The sequence below is a fragment of the Stenotrophomonas humi genome (genome assembly GCF_001431415.1).
In the GTDB taxonomy this organism is placed as follows: domain Bacteria; phylum Pseudomonadota; class Gammaproteobacteria; order Xanthomonadales; family Xanthomonadaceae; genus Stenotrophomonas; species Stenotrophomonas humi.
Map to the genome: position 1 here is coordinate 155,339 of NZ_LDJI01000003.1, position 23,565 is coordinate 178,903.

Genomic DNA, 23,565 nt, shown 5'->3' on the forward strand with positions numbered 1-23,565 from the left:
TGAGCGCATGACGTCACGCATAGTTTCCATCAGCCTGCTGATCGCCGCCCTGAGCAGCTGCGCGACCACGCCCGTGCCGGAGGTCCGTCGCAATGCGCGCAGCACGGATGTCGCCACGCCCGCACCCGGAGAGCCTGCACGTACCCGTGCGCTGGAGGCTGTGGACGATCCGCAGAGCGACGGCGGCCAGGGTCGCGCGGTCATCCGCCGTGGCAATGGGACGGTCATCAATCGCGCCGCTGCAGCAGCACCGTCACCGGTGTTGTCGGCGGCAGGTAACGGCAGTGCGGTGTTCAACTTTGAAGGCGAATCGGTGCAGGCCGTCACCAAGGCGATTCTTGGCGACATGCTGGGGCAGAACTACGTCATCGCCCCCACCGTGCAGGGCACGGTCACACTGGCCACGCCCAAGCCAGTGTCGCCGGCGCAGGCGCTGAACCTGCTGGAGATGGTGCTGGGCTGGAACAACGCCCGGCTGATCTACAGTGGCGGTCGTTACAACGTGGTGCCCGCTGACCAATCGCTGGCCGGCACGGTGGCACCAAGCACCGCCCCTGCATCGGCCGCACGCGGTTACGAGGTGCGGGTGGTGCCCCTGCAGTACATTTCCGCCAGCGAAATGAAGAAGGTGCTGGAGCCATATGCGCGGCCCAACGCCATCGTCGGTGTCGATTCATCGCGCAACGTCATCACCCTGGGGGGCACTCGGACCGAACTGGAAAACTACCTGCGCACGGTCGAGATCTTCGACGTGGACTGGCTGTCGGGCATGTCGGTGGGTGTGTTCCCGCTGCAGTCCGGGCGGGCGGCGCAGGTGGCCGGTGATCTGGAAAAGGTGTTCGGCGAAAGCAGCAAGACACCCAGCGCCGGCATGTTCCGGTTCATGCCGTTGGAGAACGCCAACGCGGTGCTGGTGATCACCCCGCAGGCGCGCTACCTGGACCAGATCCAGCAGTGGCTGGATCGCATCGACAGCGCGGGCGGCACCGCTCGCCTGTTCTCGTATGAATTGAAATACATCAAGGCCAAGGATCTGGCCGAACGCCTGGCCGAGGTATTCGGTTCCAGCAACGCAACGCGAGGTGGTCGCGACAACACGCCGGCCTCGCTGGTGCCGGGCGCGGTGCCGTCGCAGTTGGAGAGCAGCAACTCCACCACGCAGGACGGCCTCAGCCAGGACGGCACGGCCAGCCGCAGCAGCGAAGGCAGCATGAGTCTTCCGCAGCGGCAGCAGGGCAACATCAGCGTCAGCCTGGAAGTGGCGGGCGACCAGGTCGGTGTGTCGGCCGTGGAGGAAACCAACGCATTGCTGGTGCGTTCCACCCCGCAGGCCTGGCGTTCGATCCAGGAAGTGATCGAGAAGCTGGACGTGATGCCGCTGCAGGTCCACATCGAGGCGCAGGTCGCCGAGGTGGCGTTGACCGGAGAGCTCAGCTACGGCGTCAACTGGTACTTCGAGAATGCCGTCAATGCTCCTGCTCCCGGAGGTGCGGGGCTGCCCAGCGCGGCAGGGCGGGATATCTGGGGCACCTATGCCGGCTCGATCACGGGCGGCAGCGGATTGGGCTGGACCTTCCTCGGCCGCAATGCCGCAGCGGTGGTGAGCGCGCTGGACAAGGTGACCGACCTGCGCCTGCTGCAGACGCCGTCCATCTTCGTGCGCAACAACGCCGAGGCGACGCTCAACGTGGGCGACAAGGTGCCGATCAACACGGTGTCGGTGAACACGGGTGGGGTGAGCGAGAACACCTACAGCCAGGTGCAGTACATCGACACCGGCGTGATCCTGAAGGTGCGGCCGCGGGTGACCCGCGACGGCATGGTGTTCATGGATGTGGTGCAGGAAGTAAGCAGCGCCGCGGATGTGCCGGCCAACTGCGATCCATCCAAAACCGCGTGCAATCCCCGCATCTCCACCCGCAAGCTGGCCACCGAAGCGGCGGTCCAGAGTGGTGACACCATCATGATGGCCGGGCTGATCACCGACAGTGCCACCAATGGCCACAACGGCGTGCCGGGGCTGAGCCGCATTCCGGTGCTCGGTGCGCTGTTCGGCAGCAAAAGCCGTAACAGCCGGCGCACGGAAGTGATCGTGCTGCTGACCCCGACCATCGTGCGCAACGGCCAGGAGTCGCGTGACCTCACCGACGAATACAGCCGCAAGTTCCGCGCGATGGAGCCGATCAATACACCGCAGAAGAAACCGTGATGCATGCCGGGACGCACGCGTTGACCGGTGCGCCCGATCTGGACGGGAGGGGGTGGGAATGATCGTGTTGCTGCCGTTGGGCGTGGACGATGATGCATTGGATCGCTGCCTTGCCGCGCTGGATCAGACCACGCCGGCCGGCACGTCGATCTGGTTGGCCGACGATGCGCAGGCCGGCCCGCGTGCGCAGGCCGTGGTGGAACACTGGCTGGAGCACACCGCGCTGCAGGCCGAGTACACCCGCCGCGCACGCTCGCTCGGCGAGGCTGCACATCTGGATGAAATGCTGCGAGCCTGCGATGGCCTGGATGTGGCGGTGCTGGCCGCCGACAGTGTGCCGATGCCTGGCTGGTTGCAGCAGCTGCAGGCCTGCCTGGCACGCGATGCCTCCATCGCCACGGCCACGCCGTGGAGCAACGCAGGCGAAGCGGTGGCCTGGCCGCGGGTGGGGGAAGTGAATCCATTGCCTTCGGACCCAGTGCGGCTGGCGCAGGCGCTGTCGGGCATGCCTTTGCTGCAGCCGGAGCTGCCATCGGCGGTAACCCACGCGGTACTGATCCGTGGCAGTGCCCGGCGCCGCGCCGGTGGGTTGGACATCCACAGCTACAACTCCTGGTACGCCGCGCTGGTCGACCTGAGCCTGCGCATGTCAGGACTGGGCTGGCGCAATGTGCTGTGTGACAACGCCTTTGTCGGCCGTCAGGAAGAAGGGCGGCTGGCCGAAGGCGACATGGATGTGCTGGCCAACCGCTGGCCGAGCTGGACGGCGCGGCTTGCTGGTTTCCTGATGGACGACCCGTTGCGCGCCCATCGCGAGCACCTGCAGGCGCTGTGCGAGCAGGCGATAATGCCGCAAGCCCAGCGCGACCTTTTCGACGCCTGCGGCTTCCTTCCAGGTGCGGAGCAGGTGTGAGCGATTCGATTGCCGTTGTTGTTGTCAGCTATCAGAGCGCGAGTACGCTGGACGAATGCCTGCAGCGCCTGCGCGCAGCGCAGCAGGTGAGTGAGATCCGGGTGGTGGACAACCATTCCAGCGACAGCTCGGTGGAGATCGCCCAACGGCACGCCGTTGCCGACGCACGCGTGCGCTTCATCGCCAACCCTGACAACCCCGGCTTCGCCACCGCCTGCAATCAGGGCGCGGACGACTGCAGTGCGACATGGCTGGCGTTCGTCAATCCTGATCTGATGGTGGAGGCCCAGACCCTCGCACGGCTACGCGACCTGGGACGCCCGTTGGGCGATTGCCTGCTGGGCGTGGAGCAGGTTGACGAGCAGGGCAACGCGGATGCAGCGGTACGCCGTCGCGATCCGGATTTCGCCGCCATGTTGCGTCGCCCTGGCGCGGGCTCGCAGCTTGCGGTGCCGGTGGACCATTCGGCACCGCTGCAACAGGTGCAGGCACTGTCAGGTGCATTGTTGCTGATGCCGCGCAGCCTGTTCGTGCGGCTGGGCGGCTGGGACAACGGCTACCGTCTGCACGCCGAGGATCTGGATCTGTGCCGGCGCGCGCGCGAAGCCGGCGCCACCGTCGCCATTGCCAATGGGTTGGAGGTGCTGCATGTGCGCGGCGTATCCAGCCGCTCGCGGCCGTTCTTCGTGGAGTGGCACAAGCACCGTGGCCTGTGGCGTTACTTCCGCAAGTTTGAAGCCCCACAACGCAGCCTGCCCGTGCGCATCGGTGTGTGGTGCGCCATCTGGGCACACGCTGCACTGCAGGTGCCACGCCTTCTGCTGCGCTAGTTCGCGTGCAAGCGGCCTTGGCCGCGAGGCCAGAAACGCACCAGTGCTGATGCCATTGCGCAGCCGGCGACCCGCCGCAGGTGCAGCCACGCAGCCGTGGCAGGACCTGACAACCGCAGCCAGCATTATCGACGGTACCAACGCCCGTCTCCGCATCGCCGCCGCAATGGGTAGACGGCGCACAGAGCAATGCCACGGCGGGTGAACAAGGCATCCGGCCTTCGCATGGCGGCCACCGCCGGCGGCGCATAATGCGGCCCATGATCATCCAATCCCTGCTCGACACCGATCTCTACAAGTTCACGATGATGCAGGCGGTGCTGCATCAGTACCCCGGCGCCATCGTCCAGTACCGGTTCAAGTGTCGTACGCAGGGCATCGACCTGGCGCGCTACCTGGACGAGATCAACGCCGAGATCGATCATCTGTGCAGCCTGCGCTTCTCCCGTGAGGAACTGGAATACATGCGCCGGCTGCGCTTCGTGAAGCCGGACTTCGTCGATTTCCTCGGCCTGTTCCATCTGGACCGCAAGTACATCGAGCTGCGTGCTTCGCAGGCGGTGCCGGGTGAGATCGAACTGGACATCACCGGTCCGTGGCTGCACACCATCATGTTTGAAGTGCCGTTGCTGGCCATCATCAACGAGGTGTGGTTCCGCAATACCGCCAGCACTGATTTCAGCGAGGGCGAACGTCGCCTGCAGGCCAAGACGGCGTTGCTTCGCGACACGCCCGGTTTCGAGGAGTGTCGCATTGCCGATTACGGCACCCGCCGGCGCTACTCACGGCAATGGCACGGCACCATGCTGCCGATGCTGCGCGATGCGCTGGGCCCGCAGTTTGTCGGTACCAGCAATGTCTATTTCGCCCGGATGTACGGCATGACGCCGCACGGCACCATGGCGCACGAATACCTGCAGGCGTTCCAGGCCCTGGGTCCGCGTCTGCTGGATTCGCAGGTAGCAGCGCTTGAATCATGGGCGCGCGAGTACCGTGGCGACCTGGGCATCGCCTTGGCCGATGTGGTCGGCCTGGATGCGTTCCTGCGCGACTTCGATGCCTATTTCTGCAAGTTGTTCGATGGCGTGCGACATGACTCCGGCGATCCCTTCAGCTGGGGCGACCGCATGCTGGCGCACTTCAAGGCCAACCGCACTGACCCGACCAGCAAGATTCTGGTGTTCAGTGATGGCTTGAACATCGAGAAGGTGATGCAGCTGTTTGATTACTTCCGTGGTCGCTGTCAGGTGGCGTTTGGTGTCGGCACGCATCTGACCAACGATCTCGGCCCGACGCCGCTGAACATCGTCATCAAGATGGTCCGCTGCAACGGCCAGCCGGTGGCCAAGTTGAGTGATTCGCCGGGCAAAAGCATGTGTGATGATCCCGGCTATCTGGCCTATCTGCGCCAGGTGTTCCAGGTGCCTGTGCCGGAGGGGGAATGAGCCAGGAGGGGCGCATTCCGATGCAACGGCATGAGCATCTGTTCGGTTGAGTGGTTGAATCCACGCGTGTCGTTCTAGAATGCGCACTTGCCATGGGGAAGGCGCTTGGGGATGCACGACAACAGCCGCTGTATCAATTGCGAGCGTGGCATCGCCGACGCCGCGCAGAAGTTCTGCCCGAACTGCGGCCAACCCACGCCAGCACACCGCATCGACTGGCATTTCCTCGGCCATGAGCTGGAGCACAGCGTGCTGCACATGGACCGCGGCATCCTGTACTCGCTCAAGCAGTTGATGCTGCGCCCGGGCCAGCTGCTGCGCGACTACATCGAAGGGCGCCGGGGCAACCAGGTCAAACCGCTGTTGCTGATCACAATGATGTCGGCCGCGGTGGTGCTGTTGAACCGCGTGCTCACCGGCGACAGCATGATGGATACCCGCGCCGCCGAGGCGATGGTCGCTGGCCAGGCGTTGCCGCCCGAGATGATGCGGCTCATGGCCGCCTATCGTGCCGTCGCCGATTGGATCGAAACGCATTTCGCCGCGTACACACTGATGCTGCTGCCGATCGAGGCTTCCGTGTTCTGGCTGGTGTTCCGGCGCTACAGCAAGCTCAACTACCCCGAATGGCTGGTGATCACCACCCTGCTCACCGTGCAGGTGTTCGTGATCTGGACGCTGCTGGTGCTGCTGCACCGCTGGGTCCCTCAGCCCCAGGTTTGGGCGGGCGTGATCGGGATGATCTACGGCGCGGTCTCGCTGGTGCAGTTCTTCACGGACCGCCCGTTCTGGTCGACCACCTGGCGGACGTTGCTGGGATTCCTGGCGTTTGCGGTGATCAGCACGGCGCTAACTGCGGCAACGACGCCGGTGGTGATGCTGCTGATGTGATCAGCGCGCCATCGGCTCGGGCCGGATGGCGCTTTCAGGTTCATTCCAACGCAAATCGCAGCACGAACAATCCCGCCACCAGCCACACCGCCGGGCGTACTTCGCGCCAGCGGCCGGTGCCGGCCTTCAGCGCGGCATAGGCGATGAAGCCGAACGCCAGCCCGTTGGCGATGGAGTAGGTGAACGGCATTGCCAACGCGCACAGCGCGGCGGGCACCGATTCGGTCAGGTCATCCCACTTCACTTCGACCAGCTCACGCAGCATCAGCCCGGCCACGAACAACAGGGCCGGCGCGGTCGCGTAGGACGGCACCATCGCCGCCAGTGGCGAGAACAGCAGCGCAGCCAGGAACAGCGCGGCAACCACCAGCGCGGTCAGGCCGGTGCGACCACCGACCTGCACGCCGGAGGCGCTTTCGGCGAATGCAGTGGTGGAACTGGTGCCCAGCAGCGAGCCGGCAACGATGGCGGTGCTGTCGGCCAGCAAGGCACGGCCAAAACGCTTCTTGCCGTCGTCCAGCTTCAGCAGGCCCGCACGCCCGACCACGCCATACAGCGTGCCGGTGGCATCGAATACTTCCACCAGCACGAACACCAGCACCACCTGCAGCAGCACCGCCAAGGGTGCACCGCCGTCGTGATGCAGCAGGCCCGGAACATCGAGCTGCAGGAAGGTCGGTGCCAGGCTCGGCGGCAGCGACACGATGCCTTGGTACTGCACGTTGCCGATGGCCCAGGCCACGCCGGTCACGGCGAGGATGCCGATCAGGATCGCACCGCGCACCTTGCGCGCTTCCAGCACTGCGATCAGCAGGAAGCCACCCAGTGCCAACAATGGCGGCGCGGTGTTGAGCGGGCCGAGCGTGAGCATGGTGTCCTCGTTGGCAATGATCACGTTCGACTTCTGCAGCGCGATGATCGCCAGGAACAAACCGATGCCGGCAACGATCGCCGAACGCAGCGAGGCAGGAATGCCCGCCACCAGCCACGCACGTACGCCGGTGAGGGTCAGCACCCAGAACACGATGCCGGAAATGAACACGGCGGCCAGCGCCTGTTGCCAGGGTAGTCCCGCCGCACCGACCACGGTGAAGGCGAAGAAGGCGTTCAAACCCATGCCCGGGGCCATGCCAACCGGGAAGTTGGCCGCCAGTGCCATCACCGCCGAGCCGACCGCAGCGGCAAGGCAGGTCGCCACGAACACCGCCCCCGGATCCATGCCGGTGGTGCCGAGGATTTCCGGGTTGACGAAGACGATGTAGGACATCGTCAGAAAGGTGGTCAACCCAGCCAGCACTTCGGTGCGGATGCTGGTGCCGTGTTGCTGCAGTTTGAAGACGCGGTCGAGCAGGGACATGGGGAATTCCGTGGAGTGCAGGCTGTGCCCTCTCGCTGGGTAGGGGAGGGGGCCGGAGGTGGGAGCAGGGCTCTGCGCTTGCCTGTGATGTGTGGTCGAGCAGAGCTTTGCTATCCCTTCTCCCACCTGCGGGAGAAGGTGCCCCGAAGGGGCGGATGAGGGGAGCTTCACCCGCTCCTCAGCTCTTCAAGTTCTTTTGGCTAAAGCAAACGATGCCGGTTTCCTGCGCAACGCTTGCCCTCACCCCAACCCCTCTCCCGCAGGCGGGAGAGGGCTTAAGCGCGATGCTGGCACGATGTGCGGGCACCGCAAAAGCAGACGGCCGCACTGGGCGGCCGTCTGTGGGGCTCTTACTTGAGTGCCTTGAAGCGCAGGCGCTTCGGCGCAGCGTCGTCGCCCATGCGGCGGCGCTTGTCTTCTTCGTACTCGCGGTAGTTGCCCTGGAAGAACTCCACGTGCGAATCGCCTTCGAACGCCAGGATGTGGGTCGCGATGCGATCCAGGAACCAGCGGTCATGCGAAATCACGAAGGTGTTGCCCGGGAACTCCAGCAGCGCGTCTTCCAGCGCACGCAGGGTTTCGATGTCCAGATCGTTGGACGGTTCGTCGAGCAGCAGCACGTTGCCACCCTGCAGCAGGGTCTTGGCCATGTGCAGGCGGCCGCGCTCACCACCGGACAGCGAACCGACCAGCTTCTGCTGATCCTGGCCCTTGAAGTTGAAGCGGCCGATGTAGGCACGCGACTGGATCTCGACACCGTTGATGTTGAGGATGTCCAGGCCGCCCGCGATTTCCTGGAACACGTTGTGGTTGCCTTCCAGCGCGTCGCGGCTCTGGTCCACGTAGGACAGCTTGACGGTCGGGCCGACGGTGATCTCGCCCGAATCCGGCTTTTCCTGGCCGGTGATCATCTTGAACAGGGTCGACTTACCGGCACCGTTGGGGCCGATGATGCCGACGATGGCGCCGGCCGGCACCAGGAAGCTCAGTTCGTCGAACAGCAGGCGGTCGCCGAACTTCTTGGAGACGTTCTTGAACTCCATCACCGAGTTGCCCAGGCGCTCGCCCGGCGGGATGAAGATTTCATTGGTCTCGTTGCGCTTCTGGTAGTCCACCGACTGCAGCTCTTCCAGGCGTGCAAGACGTGCCTTGCCCTTGGTGCGGCCGCCCTTGGCGTTCTGGCGCGACCATTCCAGTTCCTTCTGGATCGCCTTCTGGCGCGACTTCTCCTGGTTGTCTTCCTGCTTCAGGCGCTCGTCCTTCTGCATCAGCCAGTCGGTGTAGTTGCCCTTCCACGGAATACCGCGGCCGCGGTCCAGTTCCAGGATCCACTCGGCGGCGTTGTCCAGGAAGTAGCGGTCATGGGTGACGGCCACCACGGTGCCGGTGTAGCGCGCCAGGAACTGTTCCAGCCATTCCACGGACTCGGCGTCCAGGTGGTTGGTCGGTTCGTCGAGCAGCAGCATGTCCGGCTTCTGCAGCAGCAGGCGGCACAGCGCCACGCGGCGCTTTTCACCACCGGACAGCTTGCCGACCACCGCATCCCACGGCGGCAGGCGCAGCGCATCGGCGGCCACGTCCAGCTGGTTTTCCAGGGTGTGGGCATCGCCGGCGGCGAGGATCGCCTCCAGGCGTTCCTGTTCCTTGGCCAGCTTGTCGAAATCGGCGCCTTCCTCGGCATAGGCCAGGTACACCGCGTCCAGCGCGGCCTGTGCCTGCAGCACTTCGCCCACGCCTTCTTCGACCGCTTCACGCACGGTCTTGGTCGGGTCCAGCTCCGGCTCCTGGGCCAGGTAGCCGACCTTGATGCCGGCCTGCGGACGGGCTTCGCCCTCGAAATCGGTGTCCACGCCGGCCATGATCTTCAGGACGGTGGACTTGCCGGCGCCGTTCAGGCCCAGCAGGCCGATCTTGGCGCCCGGGAAGAACGACAGCGAGATGTCCTTGATGATCTGCCGCTTGGGCGGGACCACCTTGCTGACGCGGTTCATGGTGTAGATGTATTGCGAGGACATGAAAGTCTCCGTAGCGCACGCCTGCCCCCGGTCCGGGACTGGACAGGGCCCAAGGCAAAAGGGAATGGGTAATTATAGCCGCAAGCCCGACGGAGCCGGCTGGGACGGGGCGGCTTGCTGATTTGTGAATGGGAAAGATCCGGAAACGTTTCCAGCCGGAATCCGTTCATATCGTGTGAGCATTATGGAAACCGTCCACTCCAACCCGCGAAGGCCACCCATGAAGATGAACCGATTCGTTGTCGCCGCGATGACCACCCTGCTGGCCTTTTGTGCAGCCGCTCCGGCCTTCGCTGCTGGCGACCGGGACAACGACCGTGGCCGTCATGGCTGGGATGATGACCGTGGTCGCGGCCATGACCGCGGTCGGGGCCATGGCCATGACCGCCACAACGACCGTCGCGAGTGGCGCGACGACCGCCGCCATTACAGCAACGGCTACCGCGAGGGCTACCGCGATGCCCGTTACAACGACCGTCGCTACTACGCCCCGCCGCCGCGCGTGGTTTATCGCCCGTATGGCTTCGAGCGTGGCCACCGCTATAGCAACTACTACGGCGGCCCGGTCTATGTGGTCAACGACTACAACCGCTACCACGTGCGCCGCCCGCCGCACGGCCACCGCTGGATCCGTGATGACCGCGGCAACATGCTGATGGTGGCCATCGCCACCGGCATCATCGCCGACATCGTGTTCAATCATTGACGACGGCAACCAGCCTCCTGAACAAAGAAAAGGCGCATCGAAAGATGCGCCTTTTCCATTTTCATCTACCAACCGGCAATCATTCCGGTTGACGAGCAAGGCATTGGATCTGCCCGAGGGAAGTGCAGGCATCACTGGCTGGTGTGATGGCCGCCTCGTTCAAGCGGTACAGCGGTACATCTGACGAACCGGTGAGCGCGCGGGGGGCCGGCCTGCTCAGAGTGGCCGCCACTTCGCGGGCAATCTGCGGGTGCAGTCCTGCGGATACGCCAACAACATCCAGCGTTCCTTCGCGGTATGTGATGTCGTAGTTGCCGAGCCGGGTCCCTTGCGCATCGCTCGCGAAAATAGCGTAGCCACCGGGTTGGGCGTTCAGATCACTGCCATTGCTGAACAGCGTGACGTCATCAATGCTGTCGCCGTTGACCAGGCCATCCGCGGTGTAGCCGCTGAACGATGAAGTCTGGCCGATGTTCTTGCTGGTGTTGTTGGCGGTGATGATCAGTCCTGCCTTGCCAATGGACAGCACGCCGTCGACATAGGTGATGTCGTAATTGGACAGGCCGGTGCCGTCGGCGTTGCTGGCAGTGATGGTGTAGTTGCCAACATTGGCCGTTGCCGCAGTGCCGGTGGACGCCAGATCGACCGAAGAAACGACGTCGTTGTTGAGCAGGCCATCGGCGCCGTAGCCGCCGAGGCCACCCGTCTGGCCGTAGGTTTTGCCGCCATTGCCGGCGGTGATGGTCAGCCCGGCCTTGCCAATGGACAGCACGCCGTCGACATAGGTGATGTCGTAATTGGACAGGCCGGTGCCGTCGGCGTTGCTGGCAGTGATGGTGTAGTTGCCGACGTTGGTGGTTGCCGCGGTGCCGTTGGAAGTCAGGTCAGCCGAGGAAACGGCATCGTTGTTGAGCAGGCCATCAACGCTGTAGCCGCCCAGACCGCCCGTCTGGCCATAGGTCTTCCCGCCATTGCCGGCGGTGATGGTCAGCCCGGCCTTGCCGATGGACAGGGTTCCATCGACATAGGTGATGTCGTAATTGGACAGGCCGGTGCCGTCGGCGTTGCTGGCAGTGATGGTGTAGTTGCCGACGTTGGTGGTTGCCGCGGTGCCGTTGGAAGTCAGGTCAGCCGAGGAAACGGCATCGTTGTTGAGCAGGCCATCAACGCGGTAGCCGCCCAGACCGCCCGTCTGGCCATAGGTCTTCCCGCCATTGCCGGCGGTGATGGTCAGCCCGGCCTTGCCGATGGACAAGGTTCCATCGACATAGGTGATGTCGTAGTTGGACAGGCCGGTGCCGTCGGCGTTGCTGGCGGTGATCGTGTAGTCGCCGACGTTGGCAATGCCTGCCGATCCGTTGCTGTCCAGATCAACGGACGTAAGCGTGTCACCGTTGACCAGACCGTTGGCGTTGTAGCCGCCAAGGCCACCGTTCTGGCCGTAAGTCTTGCTGCCGTTGCCGGCAGTGATGATCAGGCTCCTTGGATCAATGGCCAGTTGGCCCGGGGCAAATGCCAATGCGTAGCCGGATGCGGAGGTGTCCAACGTTCCCTGGTGAATATCGATCTGGTAGGGACTGCCACTGACATTCGCACCCGCCGCCGCACCGGCCGAGGTGATGGCGGCAGCGCCGGTGAACAGAGCCATCAGGTCGTCGGCCTTGTAGGCGCCCAGGGCCCCGGCCATTACGCCGCGCACGCTGAACGCATCGCCCAAGGCGAGGGTGTCGCCATAGGTCTTGCGCAAGGTGTTGGCCACGAAGGTCAGCGTTGGCTGCCAGGCAAACAGGTAGCGGTTTCCGCCTGCCGTGGCCGGAGCGAATGCCGCTGTATTCCACAACGCGGTATTGCCACTGTCCAAACTGTTGAATTGATGGGGCGCATCCGGCCTGTCGAGGAAGATGCGCCACTGTTGGCTGCCGCCACTGACATCCAGTGCCGCTGCGCCCACTGCATTGATAAACAGGCCACCGGCAGAGAGATCGATTGCATTGGCCTTGATCACGCCGGCAAGATGCAGGTCGCCGGTGCTGCTGGCGCGGAAGGTCGTCGCCGTGGCGTGGCCCAGTGTCAGTGCATTGGCATCGTTGATTGCGATATCGCCGCCGGAAAGATCAACGGCGCCGACAAAGTCGTTGCCGGTGCTTAGCAGGTTGATCGCACCGCTGCCCGCATCAACGGTGGTGGCACCGCCAGCCTGCAGGTTGCCGGCCGACTGGACGATGGCGCCGTTGTGGCTGACCAAATCCAAGGTGCCTGTCGCGTTGATGTTGTGCCCCAGCGCAACGCCGTCGCCGCCACTCAGGCTCACGTTGCGGCCCGACAGCGCACCGCCGGTGGACAACACCCCAATGCCGCTGGCCAGGGTCAGGTCGGCGCTGCCGGTGTCGATGGCGCCTGGCTGTAGCTGCAGCCGGCCGGCAGAAGTCAGCGCCAGTGCGGCGTTGACCCCGCGGTGGGCCAGGTTGACGTCAAGGTCCGAGCCCGCCGCGACCACCAGCGCGTTGCCGGCTAGGTTGACCCGGCCGCCGAAGCTGTTGCCCTGGTGGCCCAGGGTGATATCACCATCCGCGGTGAACGAGCTGGTCCCGCGTACATAGATCGCACGTGACTGGCTGATGCCGCCGCCGGTGGCGGTGACGTCCAGGGTGAAGGCATCCACGCCCCGGAGCGCCAACGCGCCGGCGTTCTTGATCGTCACCGCCGTCCCGACAAGGTCGACCGCCCCCTTGAAGCGGTTGGCGGCGTTGTTGAGGAACACATTGCCGCTGCTGTGGAAGAGCGCGTCGCCATCAACCTCATAGGCGCCGCCCTGGCCGATGCTGTTGGTGGTGACCAGCTGCAGGGGCCCGGCGACGCGGATGCCCTGGGTGTTCAGGATCTGGGCGTCGATGCTCAGACCGGTCAACGCGGTGGCGGCGCCCACGCTGCCCTGCAGGCGCACGATGCCGTTGCTGGCCCGCAGGTCCAACGCATGCGCGCCGTTGACGGTACCGCCGAAGGTAATGTTGCCGTTGTTGCTGGTTGCCTTCACGCCGGCACCCAGCAGCACCGCGTCGGTCAGCGAGATGCCGCCGGTGGTGGTGATGTCCGCCCCCAACCAGGTAACGCCGTCGGCACTGGTGGTCAGGCTGGTCAAGGCGGTGGTACCGCCTACCGCACCGTAAAACCCGCTGGTGCCACGGCTGTTGACGGTCAGTGCGTGGGCACCATTGACCGTGCTCATGAAGTTGATGTCGCCCAGCTCGCTGTCCAGGGTGACCGCGCTGCCCAGCGTCACCGGCCCATTCAGATGGATCAGACCGGCGGTGCGCAGGTTCCCGGACAGATCAATGCCCTTGGCCTGGACCTGCATGCTGTTCACTTTCGTGGTCTGTCCGACGCCGCCAAGGAAACCGACCCGGCCATCGGTAAACACCGTCAGTGCCCGCGCACCATCCACTGCGCCACCGAAGGTGATGTTGCCCGCGTTGGTGCTTCGCAACGTGGCGGCAGCATTCAGGTATACCGCACCGTTGTAGGTCTGGGCGCCGTCGGTGCTGATGTCGCCGTTGATGTCGATGCGGCCGGCGGTCAGCGCCAGACTCGATGCCCCCACGTTGCCCAACTGCAGCGTGCCGCTGGACGCCAGCTTGACGGCCGCGCCATTCAGCGCGACCCGGTTGCCGAAGCTGTTGCCCAGTTGGGTGAGGGTGATGCTGCTGTTGGAGTACAGCGCGCTGGTGCCGCCCACCAGCAGGTTGCCTGCGGCCTGATTCAGCGCGCCGTTTGCGTCCAGCGACAGCGTACCGACCAGGTTGATGTCATCGTGCAGGTCGATGGCACCGCCCGAGGTGACCCCCAGGCTGGTGGCCTGCACCTTGCCCAGCTGCAGCGCGCTGGCCGCATTCACCGTCACGTTGCCGCCGGTCAGGGTCAGCTCGCCGCCGAAGCGGTTGCCGGCCTGAGTAAGGAGGATGTCATTGCCGGTGCCGGTGCCGATCGTGGTCGCGCCGGTCACCGACAGGCTGCCGCTCTGCCCGAGCGCAACCGCATTGTTCACGGTCAGATTCTTGCCGACCGTGCCGCCGATGGCGGCGATCTGGTTGCCGGGGTGATAGAGCATGGCATCACCGGTAACCGCCAGGTCGAGCCTGCCGGTGGTGAGGCTGCCGCTCTGGGTATAGTCGCCCGCCACGTCCAGCACAGTGCGGTCGGCGGTCACCGTGCCGGTCTGGATCACCCCGCCGCCCGATTGCGGATCGCCGCCGCGGGCCACCAGCGACAGCTGCCCATCCCGGCTCGAAATCTGCTGGGCGTTGACGATGCCACCGAGATTGATCACATTCCCGGCCGCGGTCGGCCGGATGCGCCCGTGCAGGTTGATGTTGCCGGCCGTCAATGCGCCGAGGTTGATCACCGCCGCCGCAGTGGGGTCGACGATGGCCGCATCGAAGGTCAGCGCGGGGGTAAAGGTGGTGATACCGCTGCCGGCGTCATAGCGCGTCAGGGTGGCACCGCCGGCGGCCAGCAGATTGATCTGCGCGGCGTTGATGATGCCGTAGTTGCGTACGCCCTCGGCCAGCAGGGTGATCGAGCCATTGGTGGCGGTCAGCGTGCCGGCATTGACCACCTCGTTGAAGTTGGGCGTGCCACCGAAACTGAAGGTGGTATCGCTGTGGTCATTGTTGAATGGCAGGCCGCTGGCCACCAGCCCACCGACATTGACCGAGGCGGTAGAGCTGAACGCGATGCCGGCCCCGTTGACCAGGAACACCTGGCCGTTGCCGCTCAGCTGGCCGGCGATGGTGCTGGAGGCATTGCCGCCGATCAGATTGATGGTGACCGCACCGGCATTGGGCGCAAAGAAATTGACCCGGGCGTCGGTGCCGACGTTGAAGCTTTGCCAGTTGATCAGGCCGCGGTTGCTGGTCTGGCTGATGTTGAGCACCCCGCTGGCCGAACCGCTGGCGTCGATGCTGAGGTTGCCCTCGCCGATGGCGCCGCCGCCAGGCAGGGTGTAGTCCGCAGCCATCGCCAGCGGACTGCCGCCGAGACATAGGCATGACAGCGCCAGCGCCAACACCAGGCGGTGCCTGGCAGGTGCAAGAACCACGGCCGCAGGCGCATGGCCGGCGCGTGGCGCGCTGCCGATTTCCGAGGTGACCTGGGTCTGGCCCAAAGCGTGATTGAACACAACACGATAGATATGGTTCATGGCGGTGGTCCTCAGAATGTGGTGCTGATACGCGCCCAGAACTGGGTACGGCGTTGATCGTTGCCGGGCTGGCTGCCAGTGGGGCGGGCGGCGCTGGCCTCCAGCTGAAGCTCTGGTTTCCATGGCAGACGCAGGCCAAGCCCGATGCCGGCACCTTCCAGCGTGGTCGGTAGTACGCCCAAGCGGCGGTTGTCTGCCGCCGGTGAGGTGCGGCCCCAGTCGTAGAACAGGTTCACGTCCACCAGATCGCCCCAGCGGCGGCCGTTGAACGGCGAGGGAGTGTCGGCGAAGCCCGGTGCGCTGAGTTGGTACTCGAAGGTGGCCTGCACGCCACGGTCGCCCAGCGCCGTGGACAGCGGGTAAGCGCGCACACTGGTTGGGCCGCCCACGCTGAACTGCTCAAGCGGGGTGAGTGCGTCCTGGGTGAACTGAGCGCTGCCGCGCAGCCACAGACGCTGGTTGCCGGGTAGTGCCTGCAGGCGTGCAAGGTTCAGGCGGCCAACCCAGAAGTACGGTTCGTGCGAGGTGTATAGCCAGTTCTGCGGAGAGGATTCGTCGTTGATGGATTTGCGCAGCGATACCTGCGCCAGATTCATGCCCCGCCAGCGTCGGTCGGTGTGGCGCAGGCTCAGGCCCGCATCGATCACGTCGAAGGTATGCCGGGAGAGCAGCATGCCCAGCCCGTCGAGCCTGGATTGCTCGTGGATCCAGCGTGCCGAGGCCTGCACCTGCAGGTCGGCGCGCTGGATGAATTTCCAGTCGCTGCCGGCATAGAACATCGTGGTGGGGCCATTGATTTCCAACGCTGCCAATGGGCCGGTGTTCAACTCCATCTCGCTGCGGCTGACGCCGGCAATGGCACTGAGTCCCTGCACCTGTGCCGACGGCACACTGAGTGACAGTGCCGCCTGCCAGCTGTCGGCCGGGTCCAACCCGTAGCCGATGCTGGCGGCCAGCACATCGCCCGCGCCCAATGCGTTGAAGGCACTGATGCCCAGCTCGGCGCGGTATTTGCCGGTGCTGTCGGTGCCGTGATTGCTCAGGCCGGCGGTGATCTCGTACGGGCGCGCGTTGTCGGTGGCCACCAGCACGATGTCGGTTTCGCCGGGGTTCTGGCCTGCCTGCAGGACCGAGGTGACCGATACGCCGGGCAGGTCACGCGCGTAGAGCAGGGCGCGGTCGAGTTCGTTGCGGCGCAACGGACGGCCGATCAGCCCAAGGCTGCTGGCGGTGAGCTGATCTTCACGGTAACGCTGGCTGCCCTGTACCAACACCCGGCCGACCCGGCCTTCCATCACTTTCAGCGTCAGCGTCTGGCTGTCGTTGACCTGCTGGGGCGGGATGTAGACCACCGACACCAGGAAACCGGCATCCCGGTAGGCTTGGGTGATGCGCGCGGTGATCTGCTGGATCTGCTCGAAGTTCAACGCGGCCGGCAGAGTGGGGCTGATGTCGCGCAGGGTCTGGTTGGCGATTGCGTCTATCGCCGCCTGGCTGATGCCGCTGGCTGGATGTTCGCCGACGCCTTCGACGACGATGCGTGCGACCTGCAGGGTGGCCATTGCCGGCGCATCGGTTGGGCTGACGGTACTGGACTGCGCCCAGCTGGTCTGGCCCAGGGTCAGGGCGGCCAGCGACAGGCTCAACAGTGCTGCAGGGAGTGGGCGCGTGCGAGGGCGAAAGGCGAGGGGGCGTGCGTGACGGTCGAGGCGATGCATCAGAGCGTTGTTCCTTCAGATTCAGGCAGGCCGACGGGGTAAGAGGGGCCGGCGCCTACCTGTAATCCGTAAGAAGCGGTGCAGACCGATCATCAAGTCTGGATGGAAATATGAATTGGTGACATCCATCACGCTTTGTTGACTGGCGGGGATTCGGTCGGATGCGGCCTCGAGCGGCAGCCTGGCGGCTGGAACGGGCTACAATCGGCAGCTCCCTCGCCCGTACCAGGAGCTGTGATGTTCTCGCGTGATGTCCGTATCGAGTCCTACGATCCCGAGTTGGCCAAGGCCATTGCCCAGGAATGCCAGCGCCAGGAAGACCATGTCGAGCTGATTGCCAGCGAGAACTACGCCAGCCCGATGGTGATGGAAGCCCAGGGCAGCCAGCTGACCAACAAGTACGCCGAAGGCTACCCGGGCAAGCGCTATTACGGCGGTTGTGAATATGTGGACGTGGCCGAAAAGCTGGCCATCGACCGTCTCAAGCAGTTGTTCGGTGCTGACTACGCGAACGTGCAGCCGCACAGCGGCTCGCAGGCCAACCAGGCCGTGTACTTCGCGCTGCTGCAGCCGGGCGACACCATCCTGGGCATGAGCCTGGCCCATGGTGGTCACCTGACCCACGGTGCCAAGGTCAATGCCTCGGGCAAGATCTTCAACGCCGTCCAGTACGGTGTGAACGAGCAGGGCCTGATCGACTATGACGAAGTCGAGCGCCTGGCGCTGGAGCACAAGCCGAAGATGGTGGTCGCCGGTTTCTCGGCTTACTCGCAGGTCATCGATTGGGCGCGTTTCCGTGCCATCGCCGACAAGGTGGGTGCCTACCTGTTCGTGGACATGGCGCATGTCGCCGGCCTGATCGCCGCAGGCGTCTACCCGAACCCGATCGAGCACGCGCATGTGGTTACCTCGACCACCCACAAGACCCTGCGTGGTCCGCGTGGTGGCTTCATCATCGCCAAGGGCGCGGGTGAGGAAATCGAGAAGAAGCTGCAGTCGATCGTGTTCCCGGGTATCCAGGGCGGCCCGCTGATGCATGTCATCGCCGCCAAGGCCGTGGCCTTCAAGGAAGCACTGGAGCCGGAATTCAAGGCTTACCAGCAGCAGGTGGTGAAGAACGCGCAGGCCATGGCCAAGACGCTGATTTCGCGCGGCTACAAGATCGTCTCCGGCGGTACCGAGAACCACCTGATGCTGGTGGACATGATCGGCAAGGACGTGTCCGGCAAGGATGCGGAAGCCGCGTTGGGCAAGGCCCACATCACCGTCAACAAGAACTCGGTGCCGAACGACCCGCGTTCGCCGTTCGTGACCTCGGGCCTGCGCCTGGGTACCCCGGCCATCACCACCCGCGGTTACAAGGAAGCCGACAGCGTCGCGTTGGCCAACTGGATCGCCGACGTGCTGGACAACCCGAGCGATGAGAACGTCATTGCCGGCGTGCGTGAGAACGTCACCCTGCAGTGCAAGCAGTTCCCGGTTTACGGCTGACGGTTTTGCCGGTGCCAGCCTCGTGTTGGCATCGGCTCGTTGGCGGGACCGCCACCCTCAGGGTGGTCAAACCCCGGGCCGGGCAGCCTTGCTCCATCCCGGGGTTTGCTGTATCTGCGTTGTAGTGATTTCCGCGCCGTGTTGTCGGCGCCCGATGTTCAAGGCGAGATTGATGCACTGCCCGTTCTGCCAACACACCGATACCCGCGTCATCGACTCACGCGTTTCCGAAGACGGCGCCACCATTCGTCGTCGTCGTGGCTGCGAAGCCTGCGGTGAGCGTTTCAGTACGCTGGAAACCATCGAGCTCAAGCTGCCGGTCATCGTCAAGAGTGATGGCGGTCGCGAGGCATTCGATGCGCGCAAGCTGCGGGTGGGGTTTGACCGCGCGCTGCGCAAGCGGCCGGTTTCTGAAGAGCGCATTGAAGCGGCCGTGCGTGCGGTGGTGCACCAGCTGCGCATGTCCGGTGAGCGCGAAGTGCCGTCCATCCGACTGGGGGAGTTCGTCATGGACGAGCTGCGCAAGCTCGACCATGTCGGCTACGTCCGCTTTGCCTCGGTGTACCGCAGTTTCGAGGACGTGGCCGACTTCCGCGATGAGATCGAGAAGCTCGAACGCGATCATCCTGCCGGTGACGACCAGTTGCCGTTGCTGGAAGGCGGCACGGCCCGCGCCAAGAAAGCCGCGCGCTGAAACCCATGCACATCGTCAATCTGCATGACCGGCCAGCGCTGTTGCCTGCGCTGGCTGCCGCGCATGTCCAGGCATTCGGTGAGCTGTTGCCCGACTGGACGCTGCCCCAGGCCGAACAGGAACTGCGCGCACAACAGCGCCACGCCATTCCGTGCACCTGGCTGGCCGAGGACGACGCCGGCTGGCTGGGTTCGGTCAGCCTGCTGCATGACGATCACGAACAAATCCGTGGCTGGTCGCCCTGGTTGGCCTCGCTGTATGTACAACCGCGCGGCCGCGGCAAGGGTGTCGGCGCGCAGTTGGTGCGGCACTGTGTCGCGCAGGCCGCCGCCCTCGGCGTGTCGATCCTGTATCTGTATTGCGAAGCGCCGATGGTGGACTGGTATCTGAACCTCGGATGGCGCGTGCATACCCGGCTGCAGCTCGGCCCGTTGGCGATCACCGTGATGGCGATGGAGACGCGGCAGGGCTGAGCGGCTGCGTCACGTCGATGCGGGCATGGCACCGCATACACTTGCCGCATTGCGTGATTCCTGGAAGCTCGGCCCTTTCACGAATCATCATTCCCGCGCAGGCGGGAAGCGCCCGTCAAACAATCTGGCGTCGTCATTGCACGATGCGCCTTCCTGGAGACCTCCATGCGCCCATTCAACGCCACCGATCATCTGCTGATGGCCCGCGCTTTGCGCCTGGCCGAACGCGCGGCATGGACCACGCGGCCCAATCCGATGGTTGGCTGTGTCATCGCTCATGGCGACGAGGTGGTGGGCGAGGGCTGGCACCAACGTGCCGGTGGTCCGCATGCTGAAGTGTTCGCACTGCGTCAGGCCGGTGAACGCGCGCGCGGTGCCACCGCCTACGTCACCCTGGAACCCTGCGCGCACTACGGGCGCACGCCGCCGTGTGCGTTGGCCTTGATCGAGGCCGGCGTGACGCGCGTGGTCGCGGCCATGGGTGACCCGTTCCCGGATGTGGATGGCGGTGGGTTCGCGTTGCTGCGGCAGGCCGGCATCGAGGTGGCGGTGGGTTTGATGGGCGACAAGGCACGCGAACTCAATCGTGGCTTTCTGTCGCGGATCGAACGTGGCCGACCGTTCGTGCGCATCAAGCTGGCCGGCAGCCTGGATGGGCGCACCGCAATGGCCAATGGCCAATCCAAATGGATCACCGGGGAAGCGGCGCGTGCCGACGTGCAGCAATGGCGCGCGCGTGCTGGTGCCATCCTGACCGGTGCGGCGACCGTGCTGGCGGATGATCCGCTGCTGACTGCGCGACCTGCATCTGGCGAATTCCTGCCACCGCTGCGGGTGGTGCTGGATGCACAGCTGCGCACGTTGCAGTGTGCCCGCGTGCGCGAAGGTGGGGCCACAACGTTGTATCTGCACGATCCCGCTCTGACCGCGCCCGTGCTGGAACGCGCAGAGTTCGCGGCGTCGCCGTTGCTGGCCGACGGCCGCTTCGATCTACAGGCCGTGATGGCCTTGCTGGGCGAGCGGGGCATCAACGAAGTGCATGTCGAAGCCGGCCCAACGCTGTGCGGCGCCTTGCTCAAGGCAGGGCTGGCCGACGAGATGCTGCTGTATGTCGCGCCGCTGCTGATGGGCGACAGCGCCAAACCGTTACTCGCTGGGTTGGGCATCGAGACGATGGCGCAGGCGGTTCGGCTGGAAGTGATCGATGCGCGGATGTTGGGCAAGGATCTGCGGCTCCGGTTCAGGCCTGAGTGAAAGCAGTGAGTGGAGCGAAAGGGAGGCGCGTGGAGGGGGCTCTTCTGCTCTGGCTCTGGCCTTGGCTTCGCCTTTTGCCGCTGCTCTTGCCCCTGTTCTTGGGCCACTTCTCTTCCCTTGTTCCTCTTTCTCCCGGCCCAGCCTGAACAAATCGCCGCTGAAACACTGCGTCCAGCTGTCTGGACACTGGCTGAGAACCGGGCTGGTACAATGCCCCGGCCGGTTCGCTGGCAACTTACAAACGTCTTCAGGGCGGGGTGCAACTCCCCACCGGCGGTAGGTAAGGAATCCCCGGCGGGGACCCTCACGAGCCCGCGAGCGCTTTGCTTGGCCCTGCCAATCAAAGGTCAGCAGATCCGGTCAGATGCCGGAGCCGACGGTCATAGTCCGGATGAAAGAAGACGGTGTTTCGGGCCCTTTGCGGGGTTCGTGCGCCTGTTTGCCTTGCGGCGTTTTTCGCTCACTTTTCGCGGAGAACGTTAGTGTTTACTGGAATCATCGAAGGCGTCGGCCGTCTGGCCGCACGCGAACCCATCGGAGGCGATGTCCGCTTCACCTTCAATGTCGGCAACCTGCCGTTTGATCAGGTGCAGATGGGCGAAAGCATCGCCATCAACGGCGTCTGCCTGACCGTCATCGCATTCGACGGCAGCAGCTTCAAGGCCGATGCCTCAACTGAAACCCTGGCCTTGACCACGCTCGGTGCACTGACCGAAGGCGCGGTGATCAATCTTGAGCGCGCCATGCGCCCGACCGACCGCCTCGGCGGCCATCTGGTCAGCGGCCACGTCGATGGCCTGGGCAAGGTGCTGTCCATCCATGAGGATGCGCGCGCGCTGCGTTGGCGCTTCGCCGCGCCCAAGCCGCTGCTCAAGTACATCGCCAAGAAGGGCTCGATCTGCGTGGATGGCGTCAGCCTCACCGTCAACGAAGCCGATGACGAAGGCTTCGAGGTGGCGCTGATTCCGCACACCGTCGCCAACACCGCCTTTTCCGCCACTGCCGTGGGCAGTGCGGTGAACCTGGAAATCGATCTGGTCGCCCGCTACGTCGAGCGTCTGCTGGGCCAAGGAGCCACCCCATGAATTTCGCCCCCGTTCCGGAACTGCTGGAAGAAATCCGCGCCGGCCGCATGGTCGTCATCGTCGATGACGAGGACCGCGAGAACGAAGGTGACCTGATCATGGCTGCCGAGCTGGTCAAGCCGTCGGACATCAATTTCATGGTCACCCATGGCCGTGGCCTGGTGTGCCTGCCGTTGACCCGCACCCGCGCGGCCGACCTGGGCCTGGCGCCGATGGTGCAGGCCAATACCGCGCAGTTCCAGACCAATTTCACGGTCAGCATCGAGGCTGCCGAAGGTGTGACCACCGGCATCTCCGCGCATGACCGTGCCCACACCATCCGCACCGCGGTGAAGCCCAACGCCAAGCCGTCGGACCTGCACCAGCCGGGCCACATCTTCCCGCTGATCGCCCAGCCGGGCGGCGTGCTGACCCGCGCCGGCCATACCGAGGCAGGCGTGGACCTGGCGATGCTGGCCGGTCTGGAGCCGGCCGGCGTGCTGGTGGAGATCCTCAACCCCGACGGCAGCATGGCGCGCCGCCCGGAGCTGGAAGTGTTCGCCCGCGAGCACGGCCTGAAGATGGGCTCCATCGCCGATCTGATCGCCTACCGGCTGGCCACCGAGCACACCGTCGAGCGTGTGGACGAGCGCGAGATCGACACCGAATTCGGTCCGTTCAACCTTGTCACCTACCGCGACCGCATCGCCAACGACCTGCATTTCGCGCTGGTCCGTGGCACACCGGACAAGGAAACGCCGACGCTCGTACGCGTGCAGGTGGAGAACCCGCTGGCGGACCTGCTGCATTGGCGCCGTGAGGATTTCGGCGTGGCCAACACCGACGCACTGCGTGCCATCGACGCAGCCGGTGCCGGCGTGATGGTGGTGTTGTCGGCACCGCGCGACACCAACGCGCTGTTGGCACGCCTGCGCCAGCAGCCTGCGCCGGTCACTCCGGGCAAGGACAAGGATGTGGGCCAATGGCGCCGCAACGGTGCCGGCGCGCAGATCCTGGCCGATCTGGGCCTGGGCAAGCTGCGTGTGCTCGGCACCCCGCGTCGGCAGATCGGCCTGGCCGGTTATGGGCTGGAGATCGTCGAGACCGTTCAGGCCTGAAGCTGGACTGGGTGAGGGAGCTGCTCAGAGCATCCCTCACCAGCTCCCCTACGTCTTCGGCGCAAAGGGGAGGCGGTTCATGCGAGCTGTCACACTGCGGCAATGCGTTCCTTGCGCGCGGCGGAGGGAAGGCTGGGGCGGGGGCTTTCCGGGTTCTCCCGCCGCCCGCCAAGTCCCAAGCCCGCACCCC

The 23,565-nt window shown here is 64.9% G+C and carries 16 protein-coding genes and 1 riboswitch; of the genes, 12 read left to right on the forward strand and 4 right to left on the reverse strand.

Translation table 11 applies throughout. The features are described from left to right. The first annotated feature begins 7 nt into the window (after nt 1–7). From gspD to ABB26_RS01295, 5 genes are all read left to right on the forward strand, one after another. Nucleotides 8–2,209, forward strand: coding sequence for a type II secretion system secretin GspD (gene gspD, locus ABB26_RS01275; protein WP_057631758.1), 2,202 nt, complete (start codon nt 8–10; stop codon nt 2,207–2,209). A 52-nt stretch (nt 2,210–2,261) separates the two neighbouring features. Beyond that, the gene (locus ABB26_RS01280; RefSeq protein ID WP_057631759.1) at nt 2,262–3,122 is read left to right on the forward strand and encodes a glycosyltransferase family 2 protein; all 861 of its coding nucleotides are present in this window, start codon (nt 2,262–2,264) and stop codon (nt 3,120–3,122) included. Further along, nucleotides 3,119–3,952, forward strand: a complete 834-nt coding sequence (locus ABB26_RS01285; protein WP_057631760.1) for a glycosyltransferase family 2 protein — start codon at nt 3,119–3,121, stop codon at nt 3,950–3,952. The genes ABB26_RS01280 and ABB26_RS01285 overlap by 4 nt, the downstream gene beginning before the upstream one ends. Before the next feature lie 260 nt (nt 3,953–4,212). Further along, nucleotides 4,213–5,397, forward strand: coding sequence for a nicotinate phosphoribosyltransferase (gene pncB / locus ABB26_RS01290; RefSeq protein WP_057631761.1), 1,185 nt, complete (start codon nt 4,213–4,215; stop codon nt 5,395–5,397). 111 nt (nt 5,398–5,508) lie between these two features. Then, nucleotides 5,509–6,288, forward strand: coding sequence for a DUF3667 domain-containing protein (locus tag ABB26_RS01295; RefSeq protein ID WP_057631762.1), 780 nt, complete (start codon nt 5,509–5,511; stop codon nt 6,286–6,288). A gap of 40 nt (nt 6,289–6,328) precedes the next feature. On the opposite strand, the gene ABB26_RS01300 is transcribed toward ABB26_RS01295, so the two are convergent. Continuing rightward, the gene (locus ABB26_RS01300) at nt 6,329–7,645 is read right to left on the reverse strand and encodes an NCS2 family permease (protein ID WP_057631763.1); all 1,317 of its coding nucleotides are present in this window, start codon (nt 7,643–7,645) and stop codon (nt 6,329–6,331) included. Nucleotides 7,646–7,995: 350 nt separating this feature from the next. After that, entirely contained in the window at nt 7,996–9,660 is a 1,665-nt protein-coding gene (gene ettA, locus ABB26_RS01305; RefSeq protein WP_057631764.1) for an energy-dependent translational throttle protein EttA, read from the reverse strand. A 220-nt stretch (nt 9,661–9,880) separates the two neighbouring features. On the opposite strand from ettA, the gene ABB26_RS01310 reads away from it, so the two are divergent. Beyond that, a complete protein-coding gene (locus ABB26_RS01310) occupies nt 9,881–10,366 on the forward strand; it encodes an RcnB family protein (RefSeq protein WP_057631765.1) in 486 nt (161 codons plus the stop codon). A gap of 79 nt (nt 10,367–10,445) precedes the next feature. Here ABB26_RS01310 and ABB26_RS01315 read toward each other — a convergent pair whose 3' ends face one another. Both ABB26_RS01315 and ABB26_RS01320 read right to left on the reverse strand, forming a co-directional pair. After that, the gene (locus ABB26_RS01315) at nt 10,446–15,563 is read right to left on the reverse strand and encodes an MBG domain-containing protein (protein ID WP_057631766.1); all 5,118 of its coding nucleotides are present in this window, start codon (nt 15,561–15,563) and stop codon (nt 10,446–10,448) included. Nucleotides 15,564–15,574: 11 nt separating this feature from the next. Beyond that, nucleotides 15,575–17,209: a ShlB/FhaC/HecB family hemolysin secretion/activation protein gene (locus ABB26_RS01320; RefSeq protein WP_057631767.1), complete on the reverse strand. Its 1,635-nt coding sequence runs from the start codon at nt 17,207–17,209 to the stop codon at nt 15,575–15,577. A 309-nt stretch (nt 17,210–17,518) separates the two neighbouring features. Between ABB26_RS01320 and glyA the strand changes: the two genes are divergently transcribed. The 6 genes from glyA (at nt 17,519) to ribB (ending at nt 23,375) form a co-directional block, all read left to right on the forward strand. Beyond that, nucleotides 17,519–18,772, forward strand: a complete 1,254-nt coding sequence (gene glyA, locus ABB26_RS01325; RefSeq protein WP_057631768.1) for a serine hydroxymethyltransferase — start codon at nt 17,519–17,521, stop codon at nt 18,770–18,772. Nucleotides 18,773–18,944: 172 nt separating this feature from the next. Continuing rightward, nucleotides 18,945–19,466 (forward strand): transcriptional regulator NrdR, encoded by a 522-nt coding sequence (nrdR, locus tag ABB26_RS01330; RefSeq protein WP_057631785.1) that lies wholly within the window; start codon nt 18,945–18,947, stop codon nt 19,464–19,466. 5 nt (nt 19,467–19,471) lie between these two features. Then, nucleotides 19,472–19,939, forward strand: a complete 468-nt coding sequence (locus tag ABB26_RS01335; protein WP_057631769.1) for a GNAT family N-acetyltransferase — start codon at nt 19,472–19,474, stop codon at nt 19,937–19,939. Between the two features lie 165 nt (nt 19,940–20,104). Beyond that, on the forward strand, nt 20,105–21,193 hold the full coding sequence (ribD, locus tag ABB26_RS01340; RefSeq protein WP_057631770.1) for a bifunctional diaminohydroxyphosphoribosylaminopyrimidine deaminase/5-amino-6-(5-phosphoribosylamino)uracil reductase RibD: 1,089 nt from the start codon (nt 20,105–20,107) through the stop codon (nt 21,191–21,193). 239 nt (nt 21,194–21,432) lie between these two features. After that, a riboswitch (FMN riboswitch) is annotated at nt 21,433–21,600 on the forward strand. Between the two features lie 75 nt (nt 21,601–21,675). Beyond that, a complete protein-coding gene (locus ABB26_RS01345; protein WP_057631771.1) occupies nt 21,676–22,278 on the forward strand; it encodes a riboflavin synthase in 603 nt (200 codons plus the stop codon). Beyond that, complete coding sequence (gene ribB, locus ABB26_RS01350) at nt 22,275–23,375, forward strand: 3,4-dihydroxy-2-butanone-4-phosphate synthase (protein ID WP_057631772.1); 1,101 nt, start codon at nt 22,275–22,277, stop codon at nt 23,373–23,375. The genes ABB26_RS01345 and ribB overlap by 4 nt, the downstream gene beginning before the upstream one ends. Nucleotides 23,376–23,565 lie beyond the last annotated feature (190 nt).

Coding starts and splice junctions, on each gene's coding strand:
- gspD (WP_057631758.1), top strand. CDS start 8: ATGACGTCACGCATAGTTTCCATCAGCCTGCTGATCGCCGCCCTGAGC.
- pncB (WP_057631761.1), top strand. CDS start 4,213: ATGATCATCCAATCCCTGCTCGACACCGATCTCTACAAGTTCACGATG.
- ABB26_RS01295 (WP_057631762.1), top strand. CDS start 5,509: ATGCACGACAACAGCCGCTGTATCAATTGCGAGCGTGGCATCGCCGAC.
- ABB26_RS01300 (WP_057631763.1), bottom strand. CDS start 7,645: ATGTCCCTGCTCGACCGCGTCTTCAAACTGCAGCAACACGGCACCAGC.
- ettA (WP_057631764.1), bottom strand. CDS start 9,660: ATGTCCTCGCAATACATCTACACCATGAACCGCGTCAGCAAGGTGGTC.
- ABB26_RS01310 (WP_057631765.1), top strand. CDS start 9,881: ATGAAGATGAACCGATTCGTTGTCGCCGCGATGACCACCCTGCTGGCC.
- ABB26_RS01315 (WP_057631766.1), bottom strand. CDS start 15,563: ATGAACCATATCTATCGTGTTGTGTTCAATCACGCTTTGGGCCAGACC.
- glyA (WP_057631768.1), top strand. CDS start 17,519: ATGTTCTCGCGTGATGTCCGTATCGAGTCCTACGATCCCGAGTTGGCC.
- nrdR (WP_057631785.1), top strand. CDS start 18,945: ATGCACTGCCCGTTCTGCCAACACACCGATACCCGCGTCATCGACTCA.
- ABB26_RS01335 (WP_057631769.1), top strand. CDS start 19,472: ATGCACATCGTCAATCTGCATGACCGGCCAGCGCTGTTGCCTGCGCTG.
- ribD (WP_057631770.1), top strand. CDS start 20,105: ATGCGCCCATTCAACGCCACCGATCATCTGCTGATGGCCCGCGCTTTG.
- ribB (WP_057631772.1), top strand. CDS start 22,275: ATGAATTTCGCCCCCGTTCCGGAACTGCTGGAAGAAATCCGCGCCGGC.